The 22,342-nt window shown below is 39.3% G+C and carries 18 protein-coding genes and 1 pseudogene; 16 read left to right on the top strand and 3 right to left on the bottom strand.

Features of this window, described 5'->3' with window-relative positions; translation table 11 throughout:
• Positions 1-73 precede the first annotated feature (73 nt).
• From hprK to ACH0AK_RS03600, 7 genes are all read left to right on the top strand, one after another.
• Positions 74-1,012, top strand: coding sequence for an HPr(Ser) kinase/phosphatase (gene hprK, locus ACH0AK_RS03630; RefSeq protein ID WP_010734928.1), 939 nt, complete (start codon positions 74-76; stop codon positions 1,010-1,012).
• A 14-nt stretch (positions 1,013-1,026) separates the two neighbouring features.
• Positions 1,027-1,857, top strand: coding sequence for a prolipoprotein diacylglyceryl transferase (gene lgt, locus ACH0AK_RS03625; RefSeq protein ID WP_023520023.1), 831 nt, complete (start codon positions 1,027-1,029; stop codon positions 1,855-1,857).
• Positions 1,858-1,900: 43 nt separating this feature from the next.
• A complete protein-coding gene (locus ACH0AK_RS03620; protein WP_226075633.1) occupies positions 1,901-2,914 on the top strand; it encodes an NAD(P)H-dependent glycerol-3-phosphate dehydrogenase in 1,014 nt (337 codons plus the stop codon).
• A gap of 22 nt (positions 2,915-2,936) precedes the next feature.
• Positions 2,937-3,869: a UTP--glucose-1-phosphate uridylyltransferase GalU gene (gene galU, locus ACH0AK_RS03615; protein WP_010734931.1), complete on the top strand. Its 933-nt coding sequence runs from the start codon at positions 2,937-2,939 to the stop codon at positions 3,867-3,869.
• Positions 3,870-3,993: 124 nt separating this feature from the next.
• Entirely contained in the window at positions 3,994-4,437 is a 444-nt protein-coding gene (locus tag ACH0AK_RS03610; RefSeq protein ID WP_010734932.1) for a DUF948 domain-containing protein, read from the top strand.
• 2 nt (positions 4,438-4,439) lie between these two features.
• Positions 4,440-5,003 (top strand): YtxH domain-containing protein, encoded by a 564-nt coding sequence (locus ACH0AK_RS03605; protein WP_010734933.1) that lies wholly within the window; start codon positions 4,440-4,442, stop codon positions 5,001-5,003.
• A gap of 94 nt (positions 5,004-5,097) precedes the next feature.
• Positions 5,098-5,526, top strand: coding sequence for a GNAT family N-acetyltransferase (locus ACH0AK_RS03600; RefSeq protein WP_023520021.1), 429 nt, complete (start codon positions 5,098-5,100; stop codon positions 5,524-5,526).
• Between the two features lie 474 nt (positions 5,527-6,000).
• On the opposite strand, the gene ACH0AK_RS03595 is transcribed toward ACH0AK_RS03600, so the two are convergent.
• Positions 6,001-7,104 (bottom strand): aminopeptidase P family protein, encoded by a 1,104-nt coding sequence (locus ACH0AK_RS03595; protein ID WP_438725283.1) that lies wholly within the window; start codon positions 7,102-7,104, stop codon positions 6,001-6,003.
• Between the two features lie 213 nt (positions 7,105-7,317).
• Between ACH0AK_RS03595 and ccpA the strand changes: the two genes are divergently transcribed.
• Positions 7,318-8,319 (top strand): catabolite control protein A, encoded by a 1,002-nt coding sequence (gene ccpA, locus ACH0AK_RS03590; RefSeq protein ID WP_023520019.1) that lies wholly within the window; start codon positions 7,318-7,320, stop codon positions 8,317-8,319.
• Positions 8,320-8,544: 225 nt separating this feature from the next.
• Here the strand turns inward: ccpA and ACH0AK_RS03585 are convergent, their stop codons facing one another.
• The gene (locus ACH0AK_RS03585) at positions 8,545-10,890 is read right to left on the bottom strand and encodes a transglycosylase domain-containing protein (protein WP_023520018.1); all 2,346 of its coding nucleotides are present in this window, start codon (positions 10,888-10,890) and stop codon (positions 8,545-8,547) included.
• Positions 10,891-11,151: 261 nt separating this feature from the next.
• Here ACH0AK_RS03585 and ACH0AK_RS03580 point away from each other — a divergent pair, with 261 nt between their 5' ends.
• From ACH0AK_RS03580 to ACH0AK_RS03565, 4 genes and pseudogenes are all read left to right on the top strand, one after another.
• Positions 11,152-12,051, top strand: a complete 900-nt coding sequence (locus tag ACH0AK_RS03580; RefSeq protein ID WP_010734938.1) for a deoxyribonuclease IV — start codon at positions 11,152-11,154, stop codon at positions 12,049-12,051.
• Between the two features lie 326 nt (positions 12,052-12,377).
• Positions 12,378-12,797 carry a MerR family transcriptional regulator gene (locus ACH0AK_RS03575; protein ID WP_010734939.1) on the top strand — a complete coding sequence of 140 codons (420 nt, stop codon included), beginning with the start codon at positions 12,378-12,380 and terminating at the stop codon, positions 12,795-12,797.
• 73 nt (positions 12,798-12,870) lie between these two features.
• Positions 12,871-13,737, top strand: coding sequence for an aldo/keto reductase (locus tag ACH0AK_RS03570; RefSeq protein WP_023520016.1), 867 nt, complete (start codon positions 12,871-12,873; stop codon positions 13,735-13,737).
• A gap of 94 nt (positions 13,738-13,831) precedes the next feature.
• Positions 13,832-15,129, top strand: a pseudogene (locus tag ACH0AK_RS03565) (MFS transporter).
• An 83-nt stretch (positions 15,130-15,212) separates the two neighbouring features.
• Here ACH0AK_RS03565 and ACH0AK_RS03560 read toward each other — a convergent pair.
• Positions 15,213-16,775 carry an Nramp family divalent metal transporter gene (locus tag ACH0AK_RS03560; protein ID WP_023520012.1) on the bottom strand — a complete coding sequence of 521 codons (1,563 nt, stop codon included), beginning with the start codon at positions 16,773-16,775 and terminating at the stop codon, positions 15,213-15,215.
• 244 nt (positions 16,776-17,019) lie between these two features.
• Between ACH0AK_RS03560 and ACH0AK_RS03555 the strand changes: the two genes are divergently transcribed.
• The 4 genes from ACH0AK_RS03555 to licT all read left to right on the top strand — a co-directional run bounded on the left by ACH0AK_RS03555 (position 17,020) and on the right by licT (position 22,279).
• On the top strand, positions 17,020-17,244 hold the full coding sequence (locus ACH0AK_RS03555; RefSeq protein ID WP_010734944.1) for a YneF family protein: 225 nt from the start codon (positions 17,020-17,022) through the stop codon (positions 17,242-17,244).
• Positions 17,245-17,458: 214 nt separating this feature from the next.
• Positions 17,459-19,210 (top strand): ABC transporter ATP-binding protein, encoded by a 1,752-nt coding sequence (locus tag ACH0AK_RS03550; protein WP_023520011.1) that lies wholly within the window; start codon positions 17,459-17,461, stop codon positions 19,208-19,210.
• Complete coding sequence (locus tag ACH0AK_RS03545) at positions 19,210-20,988, top strand: ABC transporter ATP-binding protein (RefSeq protein ID WP_010734946.1); 1,779 nt, start codon at positions 19,210-19,212, stop codon at positions 20,986-20,988. The genes ACH0AK_RS03550 and ACH0AK_RS03545 overlap by 1 nt, the downstream gene beginning before the upstream one ends.
• Positions 20,989-21,433: 445 nt before the next feature.
• Entirely contained in the window at positions 21,434-22,279 is an 846-nt protein-coding gene (licT, locus tag ACH0AK_RS03540) for a BglG family transcription antiterminator LicT (protein ID WP_023520009.1), read from the top strand.
• Positions 22,280-22,342: the final 63 nt, after the last annotated feature.

Raw genomic sequence — 22,342 nt, 5'->3', positions numbered from 1 at the left:
TTTTATTGGTAGTACTTTTACCGATAGAATGATAAAATAAAAGAGAACAGTTTAATAGAAATGAGGTATACGAATGGCAGAAATGGTAAAAGTTAGCCAATTAGTAGAAAAACTATCATTAGAAATCGTCACTGGTGACGAGCAAAGTTTAAATCGTGTCATCGTAACCGGTGATATCTCCAGACCTGGACTGGAATTGACCGGTTATTTTAATTATTATTCGCATGATCGACTACAGTTATTTGGGAGCAAAGAAATCAGCTTCGCAGAACGGATGATGCCGGAAGAGCGTTTGATGATCATGCGTCGTTTATGCAGTGAAGACATGCCAGCCTTTATCATCTCTAGAGGTTTAGCTGCACCAGAAGAAATGATTCAAGCAGCAAATGAACATGGCATGGCCGTTTTGCGTTCGCCAATCTCAACCTCACGTTTACTTGGTGAGTTATCAAGTTATTTAGATGGACGATTAGCACCTAGGACAAGTGTTCACGGCGTCTTAGTCGATGTCTATGGACTAGGTGTCTTGATCCAAGGAGATAGTGGTATTGGGAAGAGTGAGACAGCGTTAGAACTGATCAAAAGAGGCCATCGATTGATTGCAGATGATCGAGTGGATGTGTATCAACAAGATGAGCTAACTGTTATTGGAGAGCCACCAAAAATCCTTGAACATTTGATTGAGATTCGCGGAATCGGGATCATTGATGTGATGAATCTTTTTGGTGCCAGTGCAGTCAGAGGATCGATGCAAGTCCAATTAGCTGTCTACTTAGAAGCTTGGGCAAAAGAGAAAAAATACGATCGTTTAGGGTCTGAAGATACTTCTGTTGAAATTGCGGAAGTAGGTATCCCCCAAATCAAAATACCTGTGAAAACTGGACGAAATGTCGCGATCATCATTGAAGTTGCTGCGATGAATTTCCGTGCGAAAACGATGGGATTCGATGCAACGAAGACATTTGAAGAAAGATTGAGCCGTTTGATTGAAGAAAATTCAAACGGACAATAGCTAGGAGTGAAAGTATGATTGCACAAATCAATCGGGTCGCTTTTGACCTTTTAGGAGTTCCTATTTACTGGTATGCATTGATCATTGTTTCAGGCATTATCATCGCCATGTGGTTAAGCAGTCGAGAAGCAGTAAGAGTAGGAATGAAAGCAGAAGACGTCACTGACTTTATGTTATGGGGATTACCGCTATCGATCATTGGCGCACGCTTGTATTACATCTTGTTCGATTTACCACAGTATATTGCAAATCCGATCCAAATATTCAATATCCGTTCAGGCGGTCTAGCGATTTATGGTGGTCTGATTGCAGGCGGTATCACATTATATTTTTACACGAAATATCACTTCATTGATGTCTGGACGTTCTTGGACATTGCTGCACCTAGTGTTTTATTAGCACAAGCAATTGGGCGCTGGGGAAATTTCATGAACCATGAAGCATTTGGACCAGATACAACAAGGAGTTTCTTAGAAAGTCTATATTTACCGAATTTTATTATTGATAATATGTATATCGATGGGATCTATCGACAGCCAACTTTCCTTTATGAATCAGTATGGAGCCTTATTGGCGTGATCATCCTCTTATTACTACGGAAGAAAACGCATCTTTTGAAAAAAGGGGAAATCGCACTGCTTTACTTGATATGGTATAGTTTTGGTCGTTTCTTCATCGAAGGAATGAGAACGGATAGTCTTTACTTTTTAGATACGATCCGTGTGTCACAGCTTTTATCTGCTGTGCTATTCATTGGAGCAATCGTTCTATTCATCTGGCGTCGGAAAAAAGGCAACTTACCAGATTACGACCGATCTTTAGGGAAAAATCAATTCATTATCTAAAGTCCAAGTCGAAAAAAATGAAAAAATTTGCAGGAGTGGTAAAATGAAATATAGGGTAGCGGTTTTAGGTGCTGGCTCGTGGGGAACAGCATTAGCACAAGTGCTTGCTGAAAATGGTCATGACGTTCGACTCTGGAGTCACCGTGCCTCACAGGTTAATGAAATCAACCAAAAGCATACCAATGAGCATTATTTACCAAAACACCAATTGCCCAAAACGATCATCGCATACTCGGACATGGCGAAGGCTGTTTCTGATGTAGATGCTGTTTTGTTCGTTGTACCGACTAAGGCGATTCGTTCGGTATGTCAAGAACTCGTTGAGGTCTTGCAAACAAAACCAGTGATCATCCATGCAAGTAAAGGCTTAGAACAAGGAACACACAAGCGGATCTCAGAAGTCCTGGCAGAAGAGATCCCAGCAGAAAAGAGACAAGCAATTGCTGTTTTATCGGGTCCAAGTCATGCAGAAGAAGTGGCTCGTCACGATATTACGACGATCACTGCTGCAAGCACGGAAGCAGATGCTGCTAAATTTGTTCAAACACTATTTTTGAATCATTATTTCCGAATCTATACGAATCCTGATGTTATTGGGGTCGAAATGGGTGCCGCTTTAAAAAACATTATCGCAATCGGTGCAGGTGCAATCCATGGCTTAGGTTTTGGGGATAATGCAAAGGCAGCTATCATGACAAGAGGATTAGCAGAAATCAGCCGCTTAGGTGTTGCTATGGGAGCAAATCCGTTGACCTTCATCGGACTGAGCGGTGTCGGTGATTTAATTGTCACTTGTACAAGTATCCACTCGAGAAATTGGCGTACCGGTAATCTGCTTGGACAAGACCATGAATTAAGCGAAGTCTTGGATAATATGGGCATGGTCGTGGAAGGTGTCCAGACCACACGAGCTGCTAAAGAGTTAGCTGAGACCATGGGGATCGAGATGCCGATCACTCAAACGATTTATGAAGTGCTATATGAGCACAAGAACATAAATGAAGCAGCGACAGAGATCATGTTGCGCGATGGCAAAAAAGAGAATGAATTTCACTAACATTTTTAAGGGAGAGAAAAAAATGAAAGTAAAAAAAGCAGTGATTCCAGCAGCAGGTTTAGGAACAAGATTTTTACCTGCAACAAAAGCGATGGCAAAAGAAATGTTGCCGATCGTTGATAAACCAACGATTCAATTTATCGTAGAAGAAGCGTTAAAATCAGGGATTGAAGATATTTTGATCGTCACAGGGAAAGCAAAACGCCCAATTGAAGATCATTTTGACTCAAATATCGAATTAGAAACGAACTTAGGCGAAAAAGGAAAAACTGAATTACTAAAATTAGTGGAAGAAACAACGGATGTAAACCTTCATTTTATTCGTCAATCGCATCCTAAAGGGTTAGGACACGCTGTGTTGCAAGCAAGAGCATTCATCGGAAATGAACCGTTTGTTGTCATGTTAGGTGATGACATCATGGAAGATGAAATCCCATTGACACAACAACTGATCGACGATTATGAGCGTACACATGCTTCAACGATCGCCGTGATGCAAGTACCTCACAAAGATACATCTAAATATGGGATCATCAATCCAGGAGAAGAACTAGAAGACGGCTTATTCAATGTCAAAGATTTTGTTGAAAAGCCTGAACCAAGTAAAGCACCAAGTGATTTAGCAATTATTGGACGCTATTTATTGACACCCGAAATCTTTGATGTCTTAGCAGAGCAAAAACCAGGTGCAGGTAATGAGATCCAATTGACCGATGCAATCGATACATTGAATAAGACACAACGCGTATTCGCACGTAAATTTACGGGTAAACGTTATGATGTCGGCGACAAATTTGGTTTTATGAAAACAAGTATCGAATATGGATTGACACATCCAGAAGTGGGTGGACCATTAAGAGAATACATTCTATCATTAGGCAAGTCTTTAGCAGCAGAGACGCCTTCATCTTTCAATCAATCAACAGAAACTTCTGAACCAACTAACAAAAAGTAAACAAGCGAGATGCTTCAGCTGCTGATCAAAATGTAGGTAGTTGAAGCTTTTTGCTATTTTTTATTTGTTTAAAAAATATGAAAATGCTATCCTTATAGCAAGAAGAGGAGAAGGAGGCTTGATTATGACAGTTGGAGAAATTGCTGGCTTGATTGCAGCAATTGCTTTTGCAATACTTGTGGTCTTTCTAGTACGTGTATTGATTCGATTAGCAAAAACGATTGAAAAAGCAGAACAAACAGTAACAGAAGCAAACACAACGATTGAAGTCGTTACCAAAGATGTTGATCTTTTATCGAGACAAGTCGAAGGCTTGTTAGTGAAAAGCAACGAATTGTTGAATGATATCAACGGAAAAGTAGCAACGATCGATCCTTTATTTACAGCTGTCGCTGATTTGAGCGAGAGTGTATCAGAATTGAATTCTTCAAGCAAACACATCGTTACAAAAGTTGGTGGCATCGGTAAAACAACAGCAAAAGCAACTGTTGCCAGCAAAGTCGGTGGGACTGCAGTGAAATTCTTTAAACATAAAAAACCAACAACAGATACGACAGGAGGAAAATAATCATGGCAAAAAAAGGTGGATTTTTACTAGGTGCAGTGATTGGTGGTACAGCCGCAGCAGTGGCAGCATTGCTACTTGCACCAAAATCTGGTAAAGAATTACGTGATGAATTAGCAGCACAAGCGGATGATTTTCTAGATATGGCTTCTGATTATACAGAGATGGTAAAAGAAAAATCAACTGAATTGACAAGTATCGCAAAAGACAAAGCGCATGATCTTTCACAACAAGCAGGCGATTTAGCTGGTAATGTCAAACAAACAGTCTCAGACGCAACAGCCGACGCAGGAGACGAATCAGAAGATATTTTAGTGACATTGAAAGAGCAATCAGCTGATTTATCTGATCGTTTCAAAAAATCAGCTGCTGATTTAGGCGACACAGCAGCTGCTGCGAAAGAAGACATCATGATCGACATCAAAGATACAGCAGACCAAGCAGGTAGTACTGTAAAAGAAGGCATTGACGAAGCTAAACCAGTAGCTGAAGATGCAAAAATCTTGTCTGAGATGGCAAAAGAAGATGCAGCTACTGCGAAAGAAGATTTAAAAGATACATTTAAATAAGCAACACTAAAAAGTGAGCAAGAAAAGGCACGATCAGGAAACAACCTGATTCGTGTCCTTTTTTCTCTAATCTTACGTGGAGAGGATATTGTAAATGATTGAGATCAAGAAAAGCGATTCCGAAGAAACAGAAAAGAAAATCATTGGTCTGCTGAACGAACAATATATGCAATCATTTTCTACAAATGAACACTTAACAACTCAAATCATTTCAATCAGTGCATCTAAGGATGAGAAGTGGATCGGTGGCGCAGTAGCATCTTTATTTGGTAATACCTTGCATCTATCATTGCTCGCCGTAGATCAATCGTACCGTCACGAAGGCATCGGATCGCGATTAATAGAAGCGGTTCAACAAACAGCATTGGAAAACCAGTGTTTGTATATGACCGTCAATACGCAAGATTATCAAGCTCGAGAGTTCTACGAAAGGCATGGCTTTGAGGTGTTTGCTTCGGTGGAAAATATGCCTTTTGTTGGCACAACGAAATTCTATTTAAAGCAACAAATAGCAAATGAATAGGTATCGACAACTAACGGATATCAGAAAAAGCAACTAAAAAAATAAGCGATAACCCGAAAATAGTTTCTACTTTGGGGTTATCGCTTATTTACAGGTCAAAACGCTTCTTTCACAACCTATGATAAACGGTGTTCAAGAAGCAACACTTCAATAATAAGTCAAAAAAACCAAAATGAAAAAAGCCATTTTGGTTTTTTGCCCTTATTACTCAGTGTTGAGCGCTTCTTTCACAACCTAGATAAACGGTGTTCGAAAGCCAGCTCCTTCAATATTAAGTCAAAACTTGAAAAAATATGAGAAGCTATTTTCTCAAGTTCTGTCTTAATACTCGGAGCAGAACGGCTTTCTCACAACCTCGATGAACGGTGTTCAAGAAGCTGACCTTCAACATTAAGCTGAGAAATCAAAAAATATGGAAAGCTATTTTCTGATTTCCCCTCTTACTGCTCAGGTCAAAACGCTTCTTTCACAACCTTACTCCACTACTAATAATTCTTTTGGTGTTGTTGTAAATGGGATGCAACCGTCACTTGTGACATAGACGCAATCTTCGATTCTTACGCCTACTTGATCAGGGATATAAATACCTGGTTCTAATGAGAAGCACATGCCTTCTTCGATCACTAGATCATTGCCTGCCACTAATGAGGGATATTCATGAACAGTTGTACCAATACCATGACCTAGACGATGATTGAAGTATTCGCCGTAGCCGTAGCTTTCAATGACGTTACGTGCGACTTGATCAAGTTCAGCGGCTGTGACGCCTGGACGAACAGCTTCTTGAGCTGCTAATTGGGCTTCAAGCGTGATTTGGTAGATTTTCTCTTGAAATTCTGTCGGTTTTTGGAAGGCAACTGTTCGTGTCGCATCACTACAATAGCCATCCCATACGACGCCTAGATCGAACAAGACAAGTTCATTTGGTTGGATCGTAGTACTTCCAGGTGTTCCATGAGGGCTTGCTGCATTTGTCCCCGCTAAAACTAGCGTGTCAAAAGACATTTGAGATACCCCTTGTTTTTTTAGTTGATATTCGATTTCAGCAATAATCGCTTGTTCCGTTACGCCTTCTTTGATGGAGCGAAAACCAATTTCAAAAGCTACATCTGCCCATTTTCCTGCCGCAATCAATTGCTCTTTTTCTTTTTTTGTTTTGATCAATTGCAGACGTTGGATGACCGGAGTCAGGTCAGCAAATCGGACGCTGCTTGTCATTTGTAGCGATAATGCGTCAAAGCGATCAACCGTCAATGCATTTTTTTCGATCCCGATCGTTTTTATTTGTGGATAACGGGTGCGGATCTCTTGCCCGATCAATAGCCAAGGATCTTCACTATCAAGATAACCACGGACATCATAGGCCCAAGGACTATTTTGTGCATCTTCTACTTCTAAGGCTGGTGTAAACAAGAAAGGATCTTGGTCAAGTGGAAGAAATAGAGCTAGTACACGTTCGTGGGGTTCACTTTCATAACCAGCAAAATAGGCGATATGACCTGGATCACTGATATAAGCAAGGTCGATTTCTTTTTGAGCCATCCATTGGCGTAATTCATTGATTTTTTCAAGATTCATTTGGACATCCTTCTTTCGCATTTATGGCATGTTTCGATAATTCATTGTACCACTCTTGTAAAAAAAGACCAATTGACTAAAAGTGAAAAAGGTGATTTTTTTCATGAAAACGCTAGTAAAACGGTTGCAATTTCTGTCAATCTTTGATATCCTGTTTTAGAAATGTAAATCGTATTTTCAGAAAAGATATAAAAACAGAATAGGAGAACAACGATGGAAAAACAAACTATCACTATTTATGACGTAGCGAGAGAGGCAAATGTTTCTATGGCTACTGTTTCACGTGTTGTCAATGGGAATCCAAATGTAAAACCAGCTACAAGAAAAAAAGTATTGGAAGTCATTGACCGCTTAGATTATCGCCCAAATGCTGTAGCTCGTGGTCTTGCAAGTAAAAAAACAACGACGGTTGGGGTCATCATCCCAGATGTCAGCAATATGTTCTTTGCTTCATTAGCACGTGGGATCGATGATGTGGCAACGATGTACAAATATAATATCATTTTGGCAAATTCAGACGGAAATGACCAAAAAGAAGTCAACGTACTGAACAATCTTTTAGCCAAACAAGTTGACGGTGTGATTTTCATGGGGCATCATATCACAGATGAAATCCGTGGCGAATTCTCACGTTCAAAAACTCCAGTTGTTTTAGCTGGTTCGATCGATCCAGACGAACAAGTAGGAAGTGTCAATATCGACTATACTTCAGCGACAAAAGATGCAGTAACTAAATTAGCTAAAAACGGCAATAAAAAAATTGCCTTTGTAAGTGGTGCATTGATTGACCCGATCAATGGCCAAAACCGTTTGAAAGGCTACAAAGAAGCGTTGAAAGAAAACGGACTGACTTATAGTGAAGGTTTGATCTTTGAATCAAGCTATAATTTTAGAGATGGCTTGTCATTAGTAGAACGTATCCACAATAGTGGAGCAACTGCTGTTTATGTAACGGATGATGAACTAGCAATCGGTATTTTAGATGGCTTGATTGACCGTGGTGTCAAAGTACCAGAAGAATTTGAGATCATCACAAGCAACAATTCTTTATTGACTGAAGTTGCTCGCCCACGCTTGACAAGTATTACGCAACCATTATATGACTTAGGTGCGGTATCAATGCGTCTATTGACAAAAATGATGAACAAAGAAGAAGTAGAAGAAAAAACAATCATCTTACCTTATGGAATTGAAGAAAAAGGTTCAACGAAATAAATCGATTGAGATAAACATCAAGCGATTGATCAAATAAAACGATAACTAAAAGTAGCTGAAATGACAAAGAATAGTCGTTTCAGCTACTTTTTTATGGAAATAACAGGGGCAAAGCTTCACCAAAGATAAGTAAAAACGAAAAAAAAATGAGCCGGATCTTGATATCATTTATCAAGATCTGACTCATTTTTTTTTGAGAAAGAGTAGTGGACTCAGATTGTTTCGTTAATCGTCGTCTTTGTCATCCTCTTTGTTCTGTGGATTTTCACGTTCGAATGTTCCGACAGTATTCCAGTAATCTTTGTAATTTTCATCCGTTCCACCTACACCAAATTTGAAGGTGCTTTTCTCAGGACCATTTTTTGCCCAAAGTGACTCGACAGTTTTGCTAGGTGTATTGATCGATCTTCGGTCAACGGTCACTTTTCCAGGTAATTGTCCTGTGAAGGCAGAAACGTCTTCTTTCTTCACATCAGAAGCAAGTGTGAATTTCTGATCGGTACCAAAAATCGTTGGGTTTACTTGATACACTTGATTGATTAAATTCGCTAAATATTTGGATGAACGCAATCTTGCTTGGGCATCCATTCCGGTATTATCATCGTGTCCTGCCCAACTACTGATCGTGACAGAGGGTGTGGAGACAACTAACCATGAATCTCGGTAATCATTCGTTGAACCAGTTTTACCGATCCAGTCCGCTTGACCTAAGCTGCCATTGAGACTAGTGATATCATCTTTGAATGGTGTGGTGATCTTTTCATTGATAACGCTACGCAACATATCATTGACGATCGAAGCTGCGGCTTCGGAAAAGACGCGCACTGGTTTAACTTCGTGTTGATAAATGACATTCCCCTCGTTGTCAGTGATTGCATCAATGATATACGCTTGCTGGAATTCGCCATTATTTGCTAATGCCTGGAAGCCATTGGTTTGTTGAAGAGTGGTGACATCGACTGTTCCCAGTGGTGCCGATTCAACGCCCCAGTTGGCATTTGCGGGATAGTTCATTTTTGATAGATACGTTTCGTAGGCGTATTGTTTTGAGCCGCCATTGTTCAAAACATCTTGATATAAATGGTAAGCAGGGATATTGTTCGACCATTCCAATGATTCACGAACCGTTTGGAAGGTATTTGATCCTTTATTCGTCGCATTGACGATGTCTTCTCCCGCATTTGAGCCTTCTTGCCAAGTAGTTGCATAGTCAGAAACACGTGATTCTGAACCAACTAAGCCCATATCGATCGCTGGACCATAAACCAACATCGGCTTGATCGATGACCCGGCTTGTCTTTGAGTATCAAAGGCATGATTATTTTGGTTCAGCGCATAATTACGACCACCGACAAATCCATAAACTCGACCGGTTTTATTATCCATCAGAACGTTACCAGTCTCAACAGGTGTGCCTTTTCCGTCATCAAGTAAGTAACCATAATTGGCAACACCTGCTTGCATCGCATCATAGATGCCTTTATCGATCGTTGAATGAATCGTGTACCCTTGATTTTGGATCGTTTGTTCTGCACGTTGATAGTAGGCATTGTAGACGTCTGTATCGGATAGATCTGCGTTATCTTTTTCTCCCAATTGTCTAGCAATGATATCGGTCGCGGCATTCATGACCGTGTAATATAAGAAGTCACGGTCAGTTTGTTCTGCCACTTGTTGACCTAAGAAATCTTTTGTTAAGTCATAGGCTTTTGCTTCTTCATATTGCTCTTTTGTGATTTGGTGTTCACGGTACATGCTAAATAGCACGATGTCTTTTCTTTCTAAGCCGGCAGTAAGGTCTTCTTTCAATGCACCTGTATTGGTATAAGGGCTATAAGTGATCGGACTTTGTGGTAAACCTGCGATAAATGCCGCTTGTGGTAAGGTTAAATCGCTCGCATTGACTCCGAAGATCCCTTGCGCAGCTTCTTGGGCACCGGCAATATTTTGGCCTTTATTGTTTCTTCCGAAAGGTGAAACATTCAAATAAGTGGAGATGATTTCGTCTTTTGTAAAATGTTTCTCGACTTGAGCAGCCAATAAGATCTCATTTGCTTTACGTTTAAAGGTTGTTTCATCGGTCAAAATCTGTTGCTTGACTAACTGCTGGGTCAGTGTTGATCCTCCAGATGAGCCGATCCCGGTTGCTTCAGAGAAAAGTGCTCGGATCACCGCTTTAGGAACATAGCCTTTATGTTCTTCAAAATATTCATCCTCTGTGCTGATGATCGCAGATTTTAAATAAGGCGACATTTGATCTGAAGGGACGGTTGTCCGCATCAAATCAGTTTGGATCGTCGAGATCTCTGTATTATCGGCATAAACAAGTTTTGATGTTTCGGTTATATTGCCTAACTCAGATTGTAACTCAGATTTGGAAGGTAGCTTTGTATCTTCAACTAGATACGCAAAATAGCCGGCACCGACTCCCACACCTAATGCAGCGAATAGAATGATAAGAACCATGATAAAAACGGTTAATGATTGAAAAACGCGAAAAATGACCTTAGGAACAAACCACTTTTCTTTTGTTCGTCGTGCTTGTTTTCTTCGTGTATTATTACGTGGCAAAGGTTTCACCTCAACTAATGGTTTTATTTCGCTAATTATAGCAAATAATAGAACAAAAAAACAGACATGGCTTTTTTTGTGTCTTATTTGACCTTTGGTTTTGAGAAAACATTAAAAATTCTTCTAGTTATTTTGTATCTGCTCGGATCATTGGACAGATTTCAAACTTTTCTTTCAAATTCGTTTCAGTTAAGATAAAAGGAGAGTGAACAAATCCATTCACTGAGTGACTAGCCGAGAGGGCTTTATAGGAGGAGTAAGATGTTATTAGGTTCACATGTCAGTATGAGCGGTAAAAAGATGTTACTAGGTGCAGCAGAAGAAGCAGCCAGCTATGGTGCTTCTACTTTTATGATCTATACAGGCGCACCACAAAATACCCGTAGAAAACCAATTGAAGAAATGAATATTGAAGCTGGAAAACAATATATGGAAGAAAATGGATTGAAGAATATAGTGGTCCATGCACCGTATATCATTAATTTAGGAAATACAACGAAACCAGAGATGTTTCCTTTTGCTGTACAGTTTTTAAGAGAAGAAATCGTTCGAGCGGAAGCATTAGGAGCAACTCAGATCACATTGCATCCAGGCGCACATGTCGGTGCTGGAGCAGAGGCAGGGATTGCAAGGATCATTGAAGGGCTAAATGAAGTCTTGACGAAAGAACAGACCGCACAAATCGCCTTAGAGACAATGGCAGGAAAAGGTACAGAGATCGGCAGAACGTTCGAAGAGTTGGCACAGATCATTGATGGAGTGACATTGAATGAAAAGCTATCAGTCACCTTTGACACGTGCCACACGAATGATGCCGGCTATGATGTAGCGAATGATTTTTATGGCGTCATTGAAACGTTTGATAAAGTGATTGGTTTAGATCGCTTAAAAGTACTACACATCAATGATTCAAAAAATCCACAAGGTTCACATAAAGACCGCCACGCCAATATCGGCTTTGGTACGATCGGTTTTGATGCATTGAATAAAATCGTCCATGAACCAATGTTCAAAGATGTTTCAAAGATTCTTGAAACACCATATGTCGGAAAAGATAAAAAATTAGCTTATGCCCCTTATGGGAAAGAAATCGCGATGTTCAAAGCTGAAACCTTCAACCCAGAAGTATTCCCAGAATTATTAGCAGATGTAGAAGGCTAAGTAAGTCATATTCTTTATTAAATAAATTGATTTTTAGGATCGAATGACATGAGGTCGGGACAGAAGTGTTCAGCCTCGAGAAATAAGGCACCATCCACGAAAATTGTTCTTCAAATTTTTGTGGATGGTGCCTTATTTTTTGAAGAAGTTGCTTCTCTTCTCGTTGTTAACTTGATTTTAAATTAAAAAGATAAGGTTATGTTTATTTTGAAAGAAACGGATGATAAAAGAAAACCAATCAAATAAAGAAAATTTGTTGATTATCATTTGCCTTGGAGTTGACTTTAGGGTTTATGATAACCTATATAAAAGTGGAGGGTGATGGAATGAATATAAAAAAAGCAGCTGACATGTTTGATTTGAGTGTGGATACACTCCGTTACTATGAACGTGTAGGAGTCATCCCGCCGGTTAGTCGTAATGAGAGTGGGTATCGGGATTACACAACAAATGACCTAAATTGGATTTATTTAGCAAAAAATTTACGTAACGCGGGTTTGTCTGTAGAATCTCTCATTGAATTTGCTCACTTGGCTCAATTACGCGAAGCACAAAACGTGGAAAAAGCGCAAAAGCAGATTTTAGTTGATCAGTTAGAAGAACTAGATAGAAAACTAGAGGAGATGCAGGAAGTGAGAGAATTGCTGGTTTATAAGATCGAAACGTATGATGAACATATTGCGAAGTTCAAGGCTGGGGAAATGACTCCAGATAAAGTCGAAAAATTATGGGAACGAAAAAAGTAAAAATTTTTTCTTGCTATGGATCTAACTTCAAGGTTTAGGATAGAAAAGGTAAAGAAGAAAAGGAGGAAATAACATGAACACAATAAAATTGAACAATGGTGTAGAGATGCCTCAACTAGGATTTGGGGTTTATCAAATTCCACTAGAAGAAACAGCAGAAGCGGTTTATCAAGCCATTAATGCAGGATATCGTTTGATCGACACAGCATTTATTTACGGAAATGAAAAAGAAACTGGTGAAGGAATCCGACGTGCGATCGCCGAAGGAATTGTAAAGCGTGATGAACTTTTTGTCACTTCTAAATTATTTATTCTACAAACTCCAGAAGAAAAAGCAACTGAAACGATCGAACATTCTCTGGAGGCAATGGGGTTAGAGTATCTTGATTTATATCTAATTCATCAACCCTATGGAGATATCTATGGCGCATGGCGTGCAATGGTTGCTGCTCAAAAAGCAGAGAAATTACGTGCAATTGGGATTTCCAATTTCAAATCGGCTAAAATGATCGAATTTGTTGGTTTGAATGATGTGAAACCTCAAATCAATCAAATAGAAGTAAATCCTTGGAACCAACGTGTAGAAGATCAAGAATGGCATGAAAAATATGGCGTACAAATCGAAGCTTGGGCACCATTTGCTGAAGGTCGTCACGAGTTGTTCACAAATCCTGAATTAGCAGAAATCGGTAAAAAATATGATAAAACAGTCGGACAAGTTGTTCTTCGTTGGTTGATGCAAAGAGGGATCGTTGCTCTAGCAAAATCTGTTCGACCAGAGAGAATGGCTGAAAATATTGATATCTTTGATTTTGAACTTTCGAATGAAGATGTTGAAAAAATAGCCGCTTTAGATATGAAAGAGTCTGCCTTCTTTGACCATGATGCACCACAACAAGTGGAATGGTTTATGGAGAGAATGTTGGCTACAGAAGAATGATAGAAAACTATTGATCTGTGAAAAGGATAAAAGTTTAAAAGAATCGAATGTGAAAGGACGAAATAATAAAAGCAATAGAAAGAAGTTAGGAAATTTGAAGAGAGAAAAATTTGGTGTCATTTTACCAATTACTTTATTATCCTATTTTTTGATTTTAATGGATAATTCTATTATTTTTACAAGTTCTATGAAGATAGGAGAAAGTTTAGGTTTATCTGCAAGAGCACTTTCATGGGTATCAAGTGCATATACGCTTACTTTTGGTGGTTTTTTACTATTAAGTGGTCGCCTTTCTGATTTATTCGGAAGAAAAAAGATTTTTTTAGTTGGTTTATTTATTTTGGGATAAGTTCACTGCTTATTGGATTATCACAAACAGCAGGAACGTTGATCATGATGCGTGGTGTCCAAGGAGTAGGTAGTTCCATTATTGCTCCGACATCTTTAGCACTGCTCATGGATGCTTATCAAAATAATATGAGGCAACGTGCGATCTCTTATTATGGAGCAACGGCGGGAATTGGTTCAAGTATTGGTTTGTTAGTTGGTGGGGGACTGACTAGCTTGATTTCTTGGCGCGCTGGTTTCTTAATAAATGTGCCATTTACTCTTTTGTTAGTGGTTTTAACATTGAAATATGTGAGACCTTCGGAACGTCGAAGGGAACGTATTGATTATTTAGGAAGTTTATTATCGATCCTCGGATTGATAGGAATCATCTACGGTCTTACTGAAGGAAAAAGCAACTTTTTATTCATAGGTATCATGTTTTTAGGTTTGTTTATTTTATGGGAGCGAAGGACTTCTTCGCCAATGCTTCCCCTCGAACTTTTTAAAAATAAGATACGTTCTGGTGCCTATGCTACTCGTCTCTTATTTATGATGGCGATGCTGCCATTTTGGTTCTTTTTACCTCAAATGATGCAAAGTCAATATGGATTCTCAGCGTTACAATCAGGATTTGCTTTTCTACCACTAACGATAGTTCATTTTATTATTGCGATGCAGTTGCCGAGAATGACTGCACGATTTGGAAATAATAGGATATTGTTTGTTGGAGAAATAATACTAGTAATAGGGTTGATTTTACTGGCGGTTTCGAACCCGTTTAATGGTTATTGGCAAACGATCTTTGTTCCTATGATGATCCTTGGATTAGGACAAGGAATGATTTTAGCGCCAGTGACATCTGCTGGTATCCATGAAGCACCTGACGAATTAGCAGGTATCGCAAGTGGTTTGACGAATACCATGCACCAAATTGGTGGACCAATTGGTTTGTCATTGATTGTCTCGACTACTACTAATTTTCAAACTGAGATCTGGTGGATGGTTGCTTTTACAATCATAGCTATTGCCGTGGTAGCTATTTATCTTCATGATGAAAAATAGAACTTTCTAATTTAGTAACCACAAAAAAGAAGCATAGGTCAAAACCTATGCTTCTTTTTTTCCTGCTTAGAGGGGGGAATGGCTCACGACAACTCTTGTAAACGTTGTTCATAGCGTTTATTTCCCTTGTAAAGATCAACGATCGTCCAAGCGAGTAAGGCGAGAACTGCAACGATGATGATGTAAGCGATCCGATCAGCAAGGGCGATTGACGCAGTAGAAGCTTGATCGCCGAAGAAAGCTTCGATTTGTCCAGGGAGTCCGCGCAAGTTTAAATACGTCAAACTGATGACAGAAAACCAACCAAGTATTTTGACGATCAGTGAATTTTTGAAACGGGCGCCCATTTCTGCTTGGCTGTTGGTCATCATCAATAAAGGAATCATTGAAAAAGGTAAGGCAAAAGCTAAGAATACTTGGGACTCATTCATTAGATTATTAAGTGCTGTATGTTCTTCGATCGTGCCTTTGGAGCTAGTGAACAAGACACAAAGTAGTACTGGAATGACGGACAATAGTCGAGTGACTAAACGGCGTAACCAGATCGGCATGCGCATATGGATAAAGCCTTCCATAATGACTTGTCCAGTCAATGTACCGGTAATCGTTGAATTTTGACCAGAAGCAAGCAGTGCTACTGCAAATAAGGTTGATAAAATGCCTGATTTAGCTACGGCGATCAAGACGCCGTTACTCATCGCAGATGGATCGGAAAGTGCTTCATATAAACCAAAGAAAGAGGGATCTTGAACTGCACCAGTTTTAAAGACGGCAACCCCCATGATCAATAGAAGTGCATTGACAACGAAAGCCATCGTTAATTGAATATTGGAATCCCATGTTGAGAAACGAACCGCTCTTGCAATATCTTCTGGATCTTTTCGATCGATCTCGCGGGTTTGGGAAACAGCAGAGTGCAAATAGAGATTGTGAGGCATCACAGTTGCACCAATGATCCCTAAAGCTCCAGTCAATGGGGTCTCTCCACCGATTTTTGGTTCTTCAGCAAATGTTTGGCTATTAGGAATAAAGCCTTTGAAGAGACTGCTCCAATCAGGGTTTGAAAGCGCCACTTGGTAGACAAAGACAAATAGGATAACGAAAATCAAACAGACGACTAACGCTTCGATTTTACGAAAACCGATCTTTGTCAAAAGAAGCAAGACAAAGACATCCAAGACGGTAATAAAGACAGCAATTGCCAAAGGAATATCAAATAATAAATATAAAGCGATCGCTGCACCAATGACTTCAGCGATATCTGTCGCCATGATCGCTAATTCGGTCAAGATCCAAAGAATGACCCCTAGCGTTTTACTCGTACGAGCACGAATCGCCTGTGCCAGATCCATTTGGCTGACGATCCCAAGTTTGGCCGCCATATATTGTAGTAACATAGCAATCAAGCTGGACATCAGAATAACTGACATCAATAAGTATTGGAAATTTTGGCCACCGGTGATCGATGTTGACCAATTACCTGGGTCCATATAGCCGACTGCTACGAGTGCACCAGGTCCGGAATAGGCAAGTAAGGTGCGGAAGAAACTTTTTCCTTTTGGTACTTTAACCGTACCGTTTACTTCTGAAAGGGATAACCCATTAGTGTGTTCAATCCATTTATGTTTATTCTCGTGATTATTCAAATGAAAACCACCCTTCTATTTCTTTTCGAATTCATTCTACACCCAGAGACGAAAAAATAAAAGAAAAAAATTCGGCTAACCTGAAAATTAAATGTGGCTCACTTTCTAAATAGGTATTTTTGTATAATCATGAAATAAAAATGACTTTTTTTACATATTCTTAAGAAAACGCCTTTCTTTTTTTTGTAAGTTTTAGTAAAATGAATCATTGAGAGCAATTAGGAAAAGGAAAGGAGAGATTTACATGGTATCAAACGGAATCGTTGTACTTATTGCAGTTATTGCATTGTTAATCGGCGCAGTCGGTGGATTCTTTCTTGCGCGTAAATATATGAAAGATTACTTAGAAAAAAATCCTCCCGTTAATGAGGAAATGTTAAGATCAATGATGATGTCTATGGGGCAAAAACCATCTGAAAAGAAAATTCGTCAGATGATGCAACAGATGAAGAACCAAGGGAAGAAGTAGGTTCTTATTCGACAACATCAAAAAGCGGGCTGATTGATTTCAGCTCGCTTTTTTCTTTTTCTCCATTTGAGAAAAGCGCATTCATGCCGATCAATGATTATTTTTTATAAATTGTATGACGATCATATTTTTTCGATTGTGATCAACGATATCTGAGGATGCAATTCAACCTCGGAAATAAATGAAATTTTTAGGAGTTAGAAGGAGGAAGTATATGTCGATTTTCAGAAAATTGGGTTGGTTTTTTAAACAAGAGAAAAAGCACTATTTGATTGGCGTATTTTCTTTGTTCGCGGTGGCAATAGTGCAGTTGATCCCACCTAAAGTCATCGGGATCATTATCGATGAAATCGCCGATCAAAATATCTCGATGCAAATCATTGCATTGTGGATAGGTGTATTGATCATTGCAGCTTTTTTGCAATATCTTTTTCGCTATATTTGGCGAATGAACATTTGGGGCAGTGCAGCTAGACTTGAAAAAGAATTACGCCAGCGTCTATTTGCTCATTTTACGCGAATGGATAGTTTGTTCTATCAAAAATACCGGACGGGTGATTTGATGGCTCATGCAACGAATGATTTGAACGCGATTCAAAATGTAGCTGGTGCAGGAATTTTAACATTTGCAGATTCAGTGATCACTGGAGGAACGACGATCATTGCGATGGTTCTATTCGTTGATTGGCGGTTAACGTTGATTGCATTGATCCCATTGCCATTATTAGCGGTTACTTCAAGGATCTTAGGCTCAAAATTACATGATGCGTTTCGTGACTCACAAGAAGCCTTTTCAAGTATCAACGATAAAACGCAAGAAAGTATCACAGGTATCAAAGTCATCAAAACATTTGGTCAAGAAAAACAAGACTTGGAAGATTTCCAAGAAAAGATCGATGATGCCATTGAGAAAAATAAGCGAGTAAACTTTTTAGATGCGCTTTTTGATCCATTCATCACATTGATCATTGGCTTGTCATATGTGGCGACAATTATTTTAGGTGGACGTTATGTCTTGGATGGTACGATCTCAATTGGACAGATGGTTTCCTTTATCAGTTATATCGGTATGCTTGTCTGGCCGATGTTTGCGATTGGACGTCTGTTCAATGTACTAGAGAGAGGGAATGCTTCGTATGATCGTGTCAATGAACTATTGCATGAGAAAACACATATCGTCGAAAAAGTAGGAGCAGAAATGACACCAGCAAAAGGTGAGTTGAATGTGGCAATCACACAATTTACCTATCCAGACGATGAACAGCCAGCATTAGAACACATCAAATTTGCGATCAATGAAGGTGATACGTTAGGTATCGTTGGTAAAACAGGTGCCGGTAAGACGACGATCATCAAATTATTGATGCGTGAGTATGACCATTATCAAGGAGAAATCAAATTTGGCGGACGAACGATCAGAGACTACTCACTAGATGCCTGGTTGCGCTCGATTGGTTATGTGCCACAAGATCATTTCTTGTTTTCGATGACGATCCTAGATAATATTCGCTTCTCCAATCCACAGAAATCACCAGAAGAAGTGGAAGAAGCAGCGGAATTGGCGTATATCAACACAGAAATCAAAGGACTGCCAGAAGGGTACCAGACAATGGTCGGTGAACGTGGAGTCTCCCTTTCTGGTGGACAGAAGCAACGGTTGTCGATTGCTCGTGCATTGATCCAAAGTCCCGAATTATTGATTTTGGATGACGCATTATCCGCTGTTGATGCTAAGACAGAAGAAGCAATCTTACGTAACCTTAAAGCAGAACGGAAAAACAAAACCACGATCATTGCGGCCCATCGTTTAAGTAGTGTCATGCACGCCAATGAAATCATCGTCATCGATCATGGTCGGATCATTGAACGTGGCACACATCAAGAGTTGTTAGCTCTTGGCGGTTGGTACGAACAAATGTGGCAGAAACAACAATTAGAAGCAAAAATTGAAGGAGGTGGCGAATAATGGAAGATCAATATCAGTCGGAATGGTCAAAATCCATGACCTATAAAGAACAAGCTTCGATCATTAAACGGTTGATGCAATTTGCTAAACCCTTTCGCTCGACATTCATCATTGCGATTTTATTTGCTTTAGTATTATCAGTCATCAATGTGCTATTGCCAAGGATCATCCAAACATTCATGGATGAGCATCTAGCGAAGCAGTCAGCAACGACACAAGTCATCCTTTTCTTTGCAGGGCTTTATCTATTTGGGGTCATTGTCAAAAGTATCATCTGGTTTTTCCAATGGTATCTATATTCGATGGCGTCATTGAAGACCTACCAACATATCCGTGTAAAGTTGTTTGAGAAACTTCATACACTAGGAATGCGGTACTTTGACCAAACGCCAGCTGGATCGACTGTTTCTCGTGTGACTAATGACACAGAAACACTGTTTGAATTTTGGTATGTCTTTCTGATGGTTTTAACAGGAATTTTTGCCGTGATTTCTTCATTTATTGCGATGTTTCAAATCAATCAAAAAATCGCGCTATGGTGTCTGATCTTTTTACCGATTTTAGGAGTAGTGATTTGGTATTATCAAAAATTCAGTTCAAGGATCTATCGAAATATGCGTGAGCGCTTGAGTCAATTGAACACAAAATTAAATGAATCGATTTCTGGGATGCGGATCATCCAACAATTTCGTCAAGAATCGCGTTTAGCAAAAGAATTTGAGGAAGTCAATGAAGAGTATCTAGCGACTCGCTATGCCATGATCAAGACAAATTCGATTCTTTTGAGTCCAATCATCAGTTTTTTATATGCTTTAGCAGTTGCCTTGACTTTGACGTTGTTCGGACTCGACGCGTTACATTCACCAGTTGAAGTCGGTTTGATCTTTGCCTTCACCACCTATGTTCAAGGATTCTTTAATCCGATGTCGCAAATGATGGACTTCTTGAGTGTCTTTACGGACGGAACAGTCGCAGGAAGTCGTATCTTGAAAATCATGGACACGGAAGAATATGCACCACAGCAAAAGGAATCAGCGGATCGGACGATCACTGCTGGAAAAATCGAATTTCGTAATGTCAGTTTCTCTTATGATGGAAAAAACAATGTATTGAACAATATTTCATTTGTTGCTAATCCAGGAGAAACTGTCGCATTAGTCGGACATACAGGAAGTGGGAAAAGTTCGATCATCAATGTGTTGATGCGTTTTTATGAGTTTTACGAAGGGCAGATCTTGATTGATGACCATGACATTCGTGAATATCCGATCGCTGAATTACGCAATAAAATGGGTCTAGTATTACAGGATGCGTTCTTATTTTATGGGGATATCGCTGGAAACATCCGAATGATGAATCCAGAGATCACAGACGAACAAATACGTGAAGCCGCTGAGTTTGTCCAAGCGAATCAGTTCATTGAAGACTTACCGAAAGGGTATCATTCAAAAGTGATTGAAAGAGGGGCGAGCTATTCAAGTGGGCAACGCCAATTGATCACGTTTGCCAGAACGATTGTAACGGATCCTAAAATCTTAGTTCTGGATGAAGCAACGGCGAATATCGACACAGAAACAGAAGTGTTGATCCAAGAAGGACTTGCGAAGATGCGTCAAGGTCGGACAACGATTGCTATCGCCCATCGTCTGTCAACGATCCGTGATGCAGAGTTGATCCTCGTATTAGATAAAGGACATATCGTGGAGCGCGGGAATCATGAAACACTTTTAGCGGAAGAAGGGCTATACGCAGATATGTACAAATTACAAAGTGAGTAACAGGGAAGAATAAAGGCATCTGTTTTTGAAACACTTGTATCGTAAGCCGTGATAAAAATAGTTAGCCTCAACTCATAAGTCTTGAATCCCCAAAAACATGCCAACTTTTGGGGATCAAGGCTTTTTTTTATGACTTGATTGATAGCGGTGTGATTCAAATCAAAAAAGTCAATCGGCTATTCTTACTGTCTAGTTAATGGCTGTTCTGGGGGAGTGGTAGTTTCCATGTTAACGTGAAAGAATTTTTTTTAGAAATATAGGAATAATACAAAAGAAAGCGTTGACATTTTAAAATTGTTTCGCTACTATGAAGAAAAGAACATACTGTTGGATAGTGATTGCATCACGCAAGCTAAACCTAATCAGTCACCATGAAACGATTCCATGGCTGACTTTTTGGGTTTTTTTGTTTTTTTAGGAGTGACAATCATAGAAAGGGGATATTATGCGGATTGAAAAAATTCTAAATAATAATGTCGTTGTCACAAGGGACAAATTAAATCGAGAAATGATCGTTATGGGAAAAGGATTAGCATTCAAAAAAAAGATTGGTGATGCTATTTTAGAAGCGGGTGTGGATAAAGAATTTCATTTGACAGATGATCGACTGTCGAGACATTTTCAAAAATTAGCGGAGGATATCCCGATGGAATACCTCGAACTCTCCTACGAGATCATTGAGTATACGAAAGAAAAGTTAGATGTGACATTGAATGAATCCATTTATATTTCATTGACCGATCATTTATACAATGCGATCAAACGTTATAAAACCGGCGTTGGATTACCTAATGTTTTATTATATGATATCAAGCAATTATTTCCGAGAGAATACCAAATAGGTAAAAAAACGATTGAAAAAGTCCATCATAAATATGGATTTGATTTATCCGAAAATGAAGCTGGATTCATTGCCCTTCATTTAGTCAATGCACAATCAGAACAAGATAGTATGAACAATATGTACCAGTTTACGAAAACCATTCAAGATATTTTGAATATCGTTCGCTATTATTATCAAACACCCTTTGATGAAGAATCGCTTTATTTTTTCCGATTTGTCACGCATCTTCGTTTTTTTCTTAGCCGTGTGATGAACACGTCCCTTACCCAAGAAGGTGAGGTCGAGGAGGAATTGATCCAGATGATCCAGCGAAAATACCAAACGGCTTCTGGCTGCGTGGACAAAATCGCTTTATTCTTACAGGAAACATTTAATTATCATATGTCAGACGATGAAATTGTCTACTTAACGATCCATCTGGCTCGTTTGGCAGATAATAATCATTAAAAAAATCACTAAAAGGAGGGCCGTGGATTCAACGAATGAGTACCAAAGGATAGTGACATTGAG

This window comes from Enterococcus pernyi (assembly GCF_045371165.1).
Taxonomy (GTDB): Bacteria; Bacillota; Bacilli; order Lactobacillales; family Enterococcaceae; genus Enterococcus_B; species Enterococcus_B pernyi.
The sequence above is the reverse complement of the archived record's forward strand: the minus strand, read 5'-3'. Positions and strand labels throughout refer to the sequence as shown.

What these genes read in the sequence shown, in the direction of transcription:
- ccpA (WP_023520019.1), top strand. Translation starts at nt 7,318, where the DNA reads ATGGAAAAACAAACTATCACTATTTATGACGTAGCGAGAGAGGCAAAT.
- ACH0AK_RS03545 (WP_010734946.1), top strand. Translation starts at nt 19,210, where the DNA reads ATGGAAGATCAATATCAGTCGGAATGGTCAAAATCCATGACCTATAAA.
- hprK (WP_010734928.1), top strand. Translation starts at nt 74, where the DNA reads ATGGCAGAAATGGTAAAAGTTAGCCAATTAGTAGAAAAACTATCATTA.
- licT (WP_023520009.1), top strand. Translation starts at nt 21,434, where the DNA reads ATGCGGATTGAAAAAATTCTAAATAATAATGTCGTTGTCACAAGGGAC.
- ACH0AK_RS03610 (WP_010734932.1), top strand. Translation starts at nt 3,994, where the DNA reads ATGACAGTTGGAGAAATTGCTGGCTTGATTGCAGCAATTGCTTTTGCA.
- ACH0AK_RS03600 (WP_023520021.1), top strand. Translation starts at nt 5,098, where the DNA reads ATGATTGAGATCAAGAAAAGCGATTCCGAAGAAACAGAAAAGAAAATC.
- ACH0AK_RS03605 (WP_010734933.1), top strand. Translation starts at nt 4,440, where the DNA reads ATGGCAAAAAAAGGTGGATTTTTACTAGGTGCAGTGATTGGTGGTACA.
- galU (WP_010734931.1), top strand. Translation starts at nt 2,937, where the DNA reads ATGAAAGTAAAAAAAGCAGTGATTCCAGCAGCAGGTTTAGGAACAAGA.
- ACH0AK_RS03620 (WP_226075633.1), top strand. Translation starts at nt 1,901, where the DNA reads ATGAAATATAGGGTAGCGGTTTTAGGTGCTGGCTCGTGGGGAACAGCA.
- ACH0AK_RS03575 (WP_010734939.1), top strand. Translation starts at nt 12,378, where the DNA reads ATGAATATAAAAAAAGCAGCTGACATGTTTGATTTGAGTGTGGATACA.
- ACH0AK_RS03595 (WP_438725283.1), bottom strand. Translation starts at nt 7,104, where the DNA reads ATGAATCTTGAAAAAATCAATGAATTACGCCAATGGATGGCTCAAAAA.
- ACH0AK_RS03555 (WP_010734944.1), top strand. Translation starts at nt 17,020, where the DNA reads ATGGTATCAAACGGAATCGTTGTACTTATTGCAGTTATTGCATTGTTA.
- ACH0AK_RS03580 (WP_010734938.1), top strand. Translation starts at nt 11,152, where the DNA reads ATGTTATTAGGTTCACATGTCAGTATGAGCGGTAAAAAGATGTTACTA.
- ACH0AK_RS03550 (WP_023520011.1), top strand. Translation starts at nt 17,459, where the DNA reads ATGTCGATTTTCAGAAAATTGGGTTGGTTTTTTAAACAAGAGAAAAAG.
- ACH0AK_RS03570 (WP_023520016.1), top strand. Translation starts at nt 12,871, where the DNA reads ATGAACACAATAAAATTGAACAATGGTGTAGAGATGCCTCAACTAGGA.
- lgt (WP_023520023.1), top strand. Translation starts at nt 1,027, where the DNA reads ATGATTGCACAAATCAATCGGGTCGCTTTTGACCTTTTAGGAGTTCCT.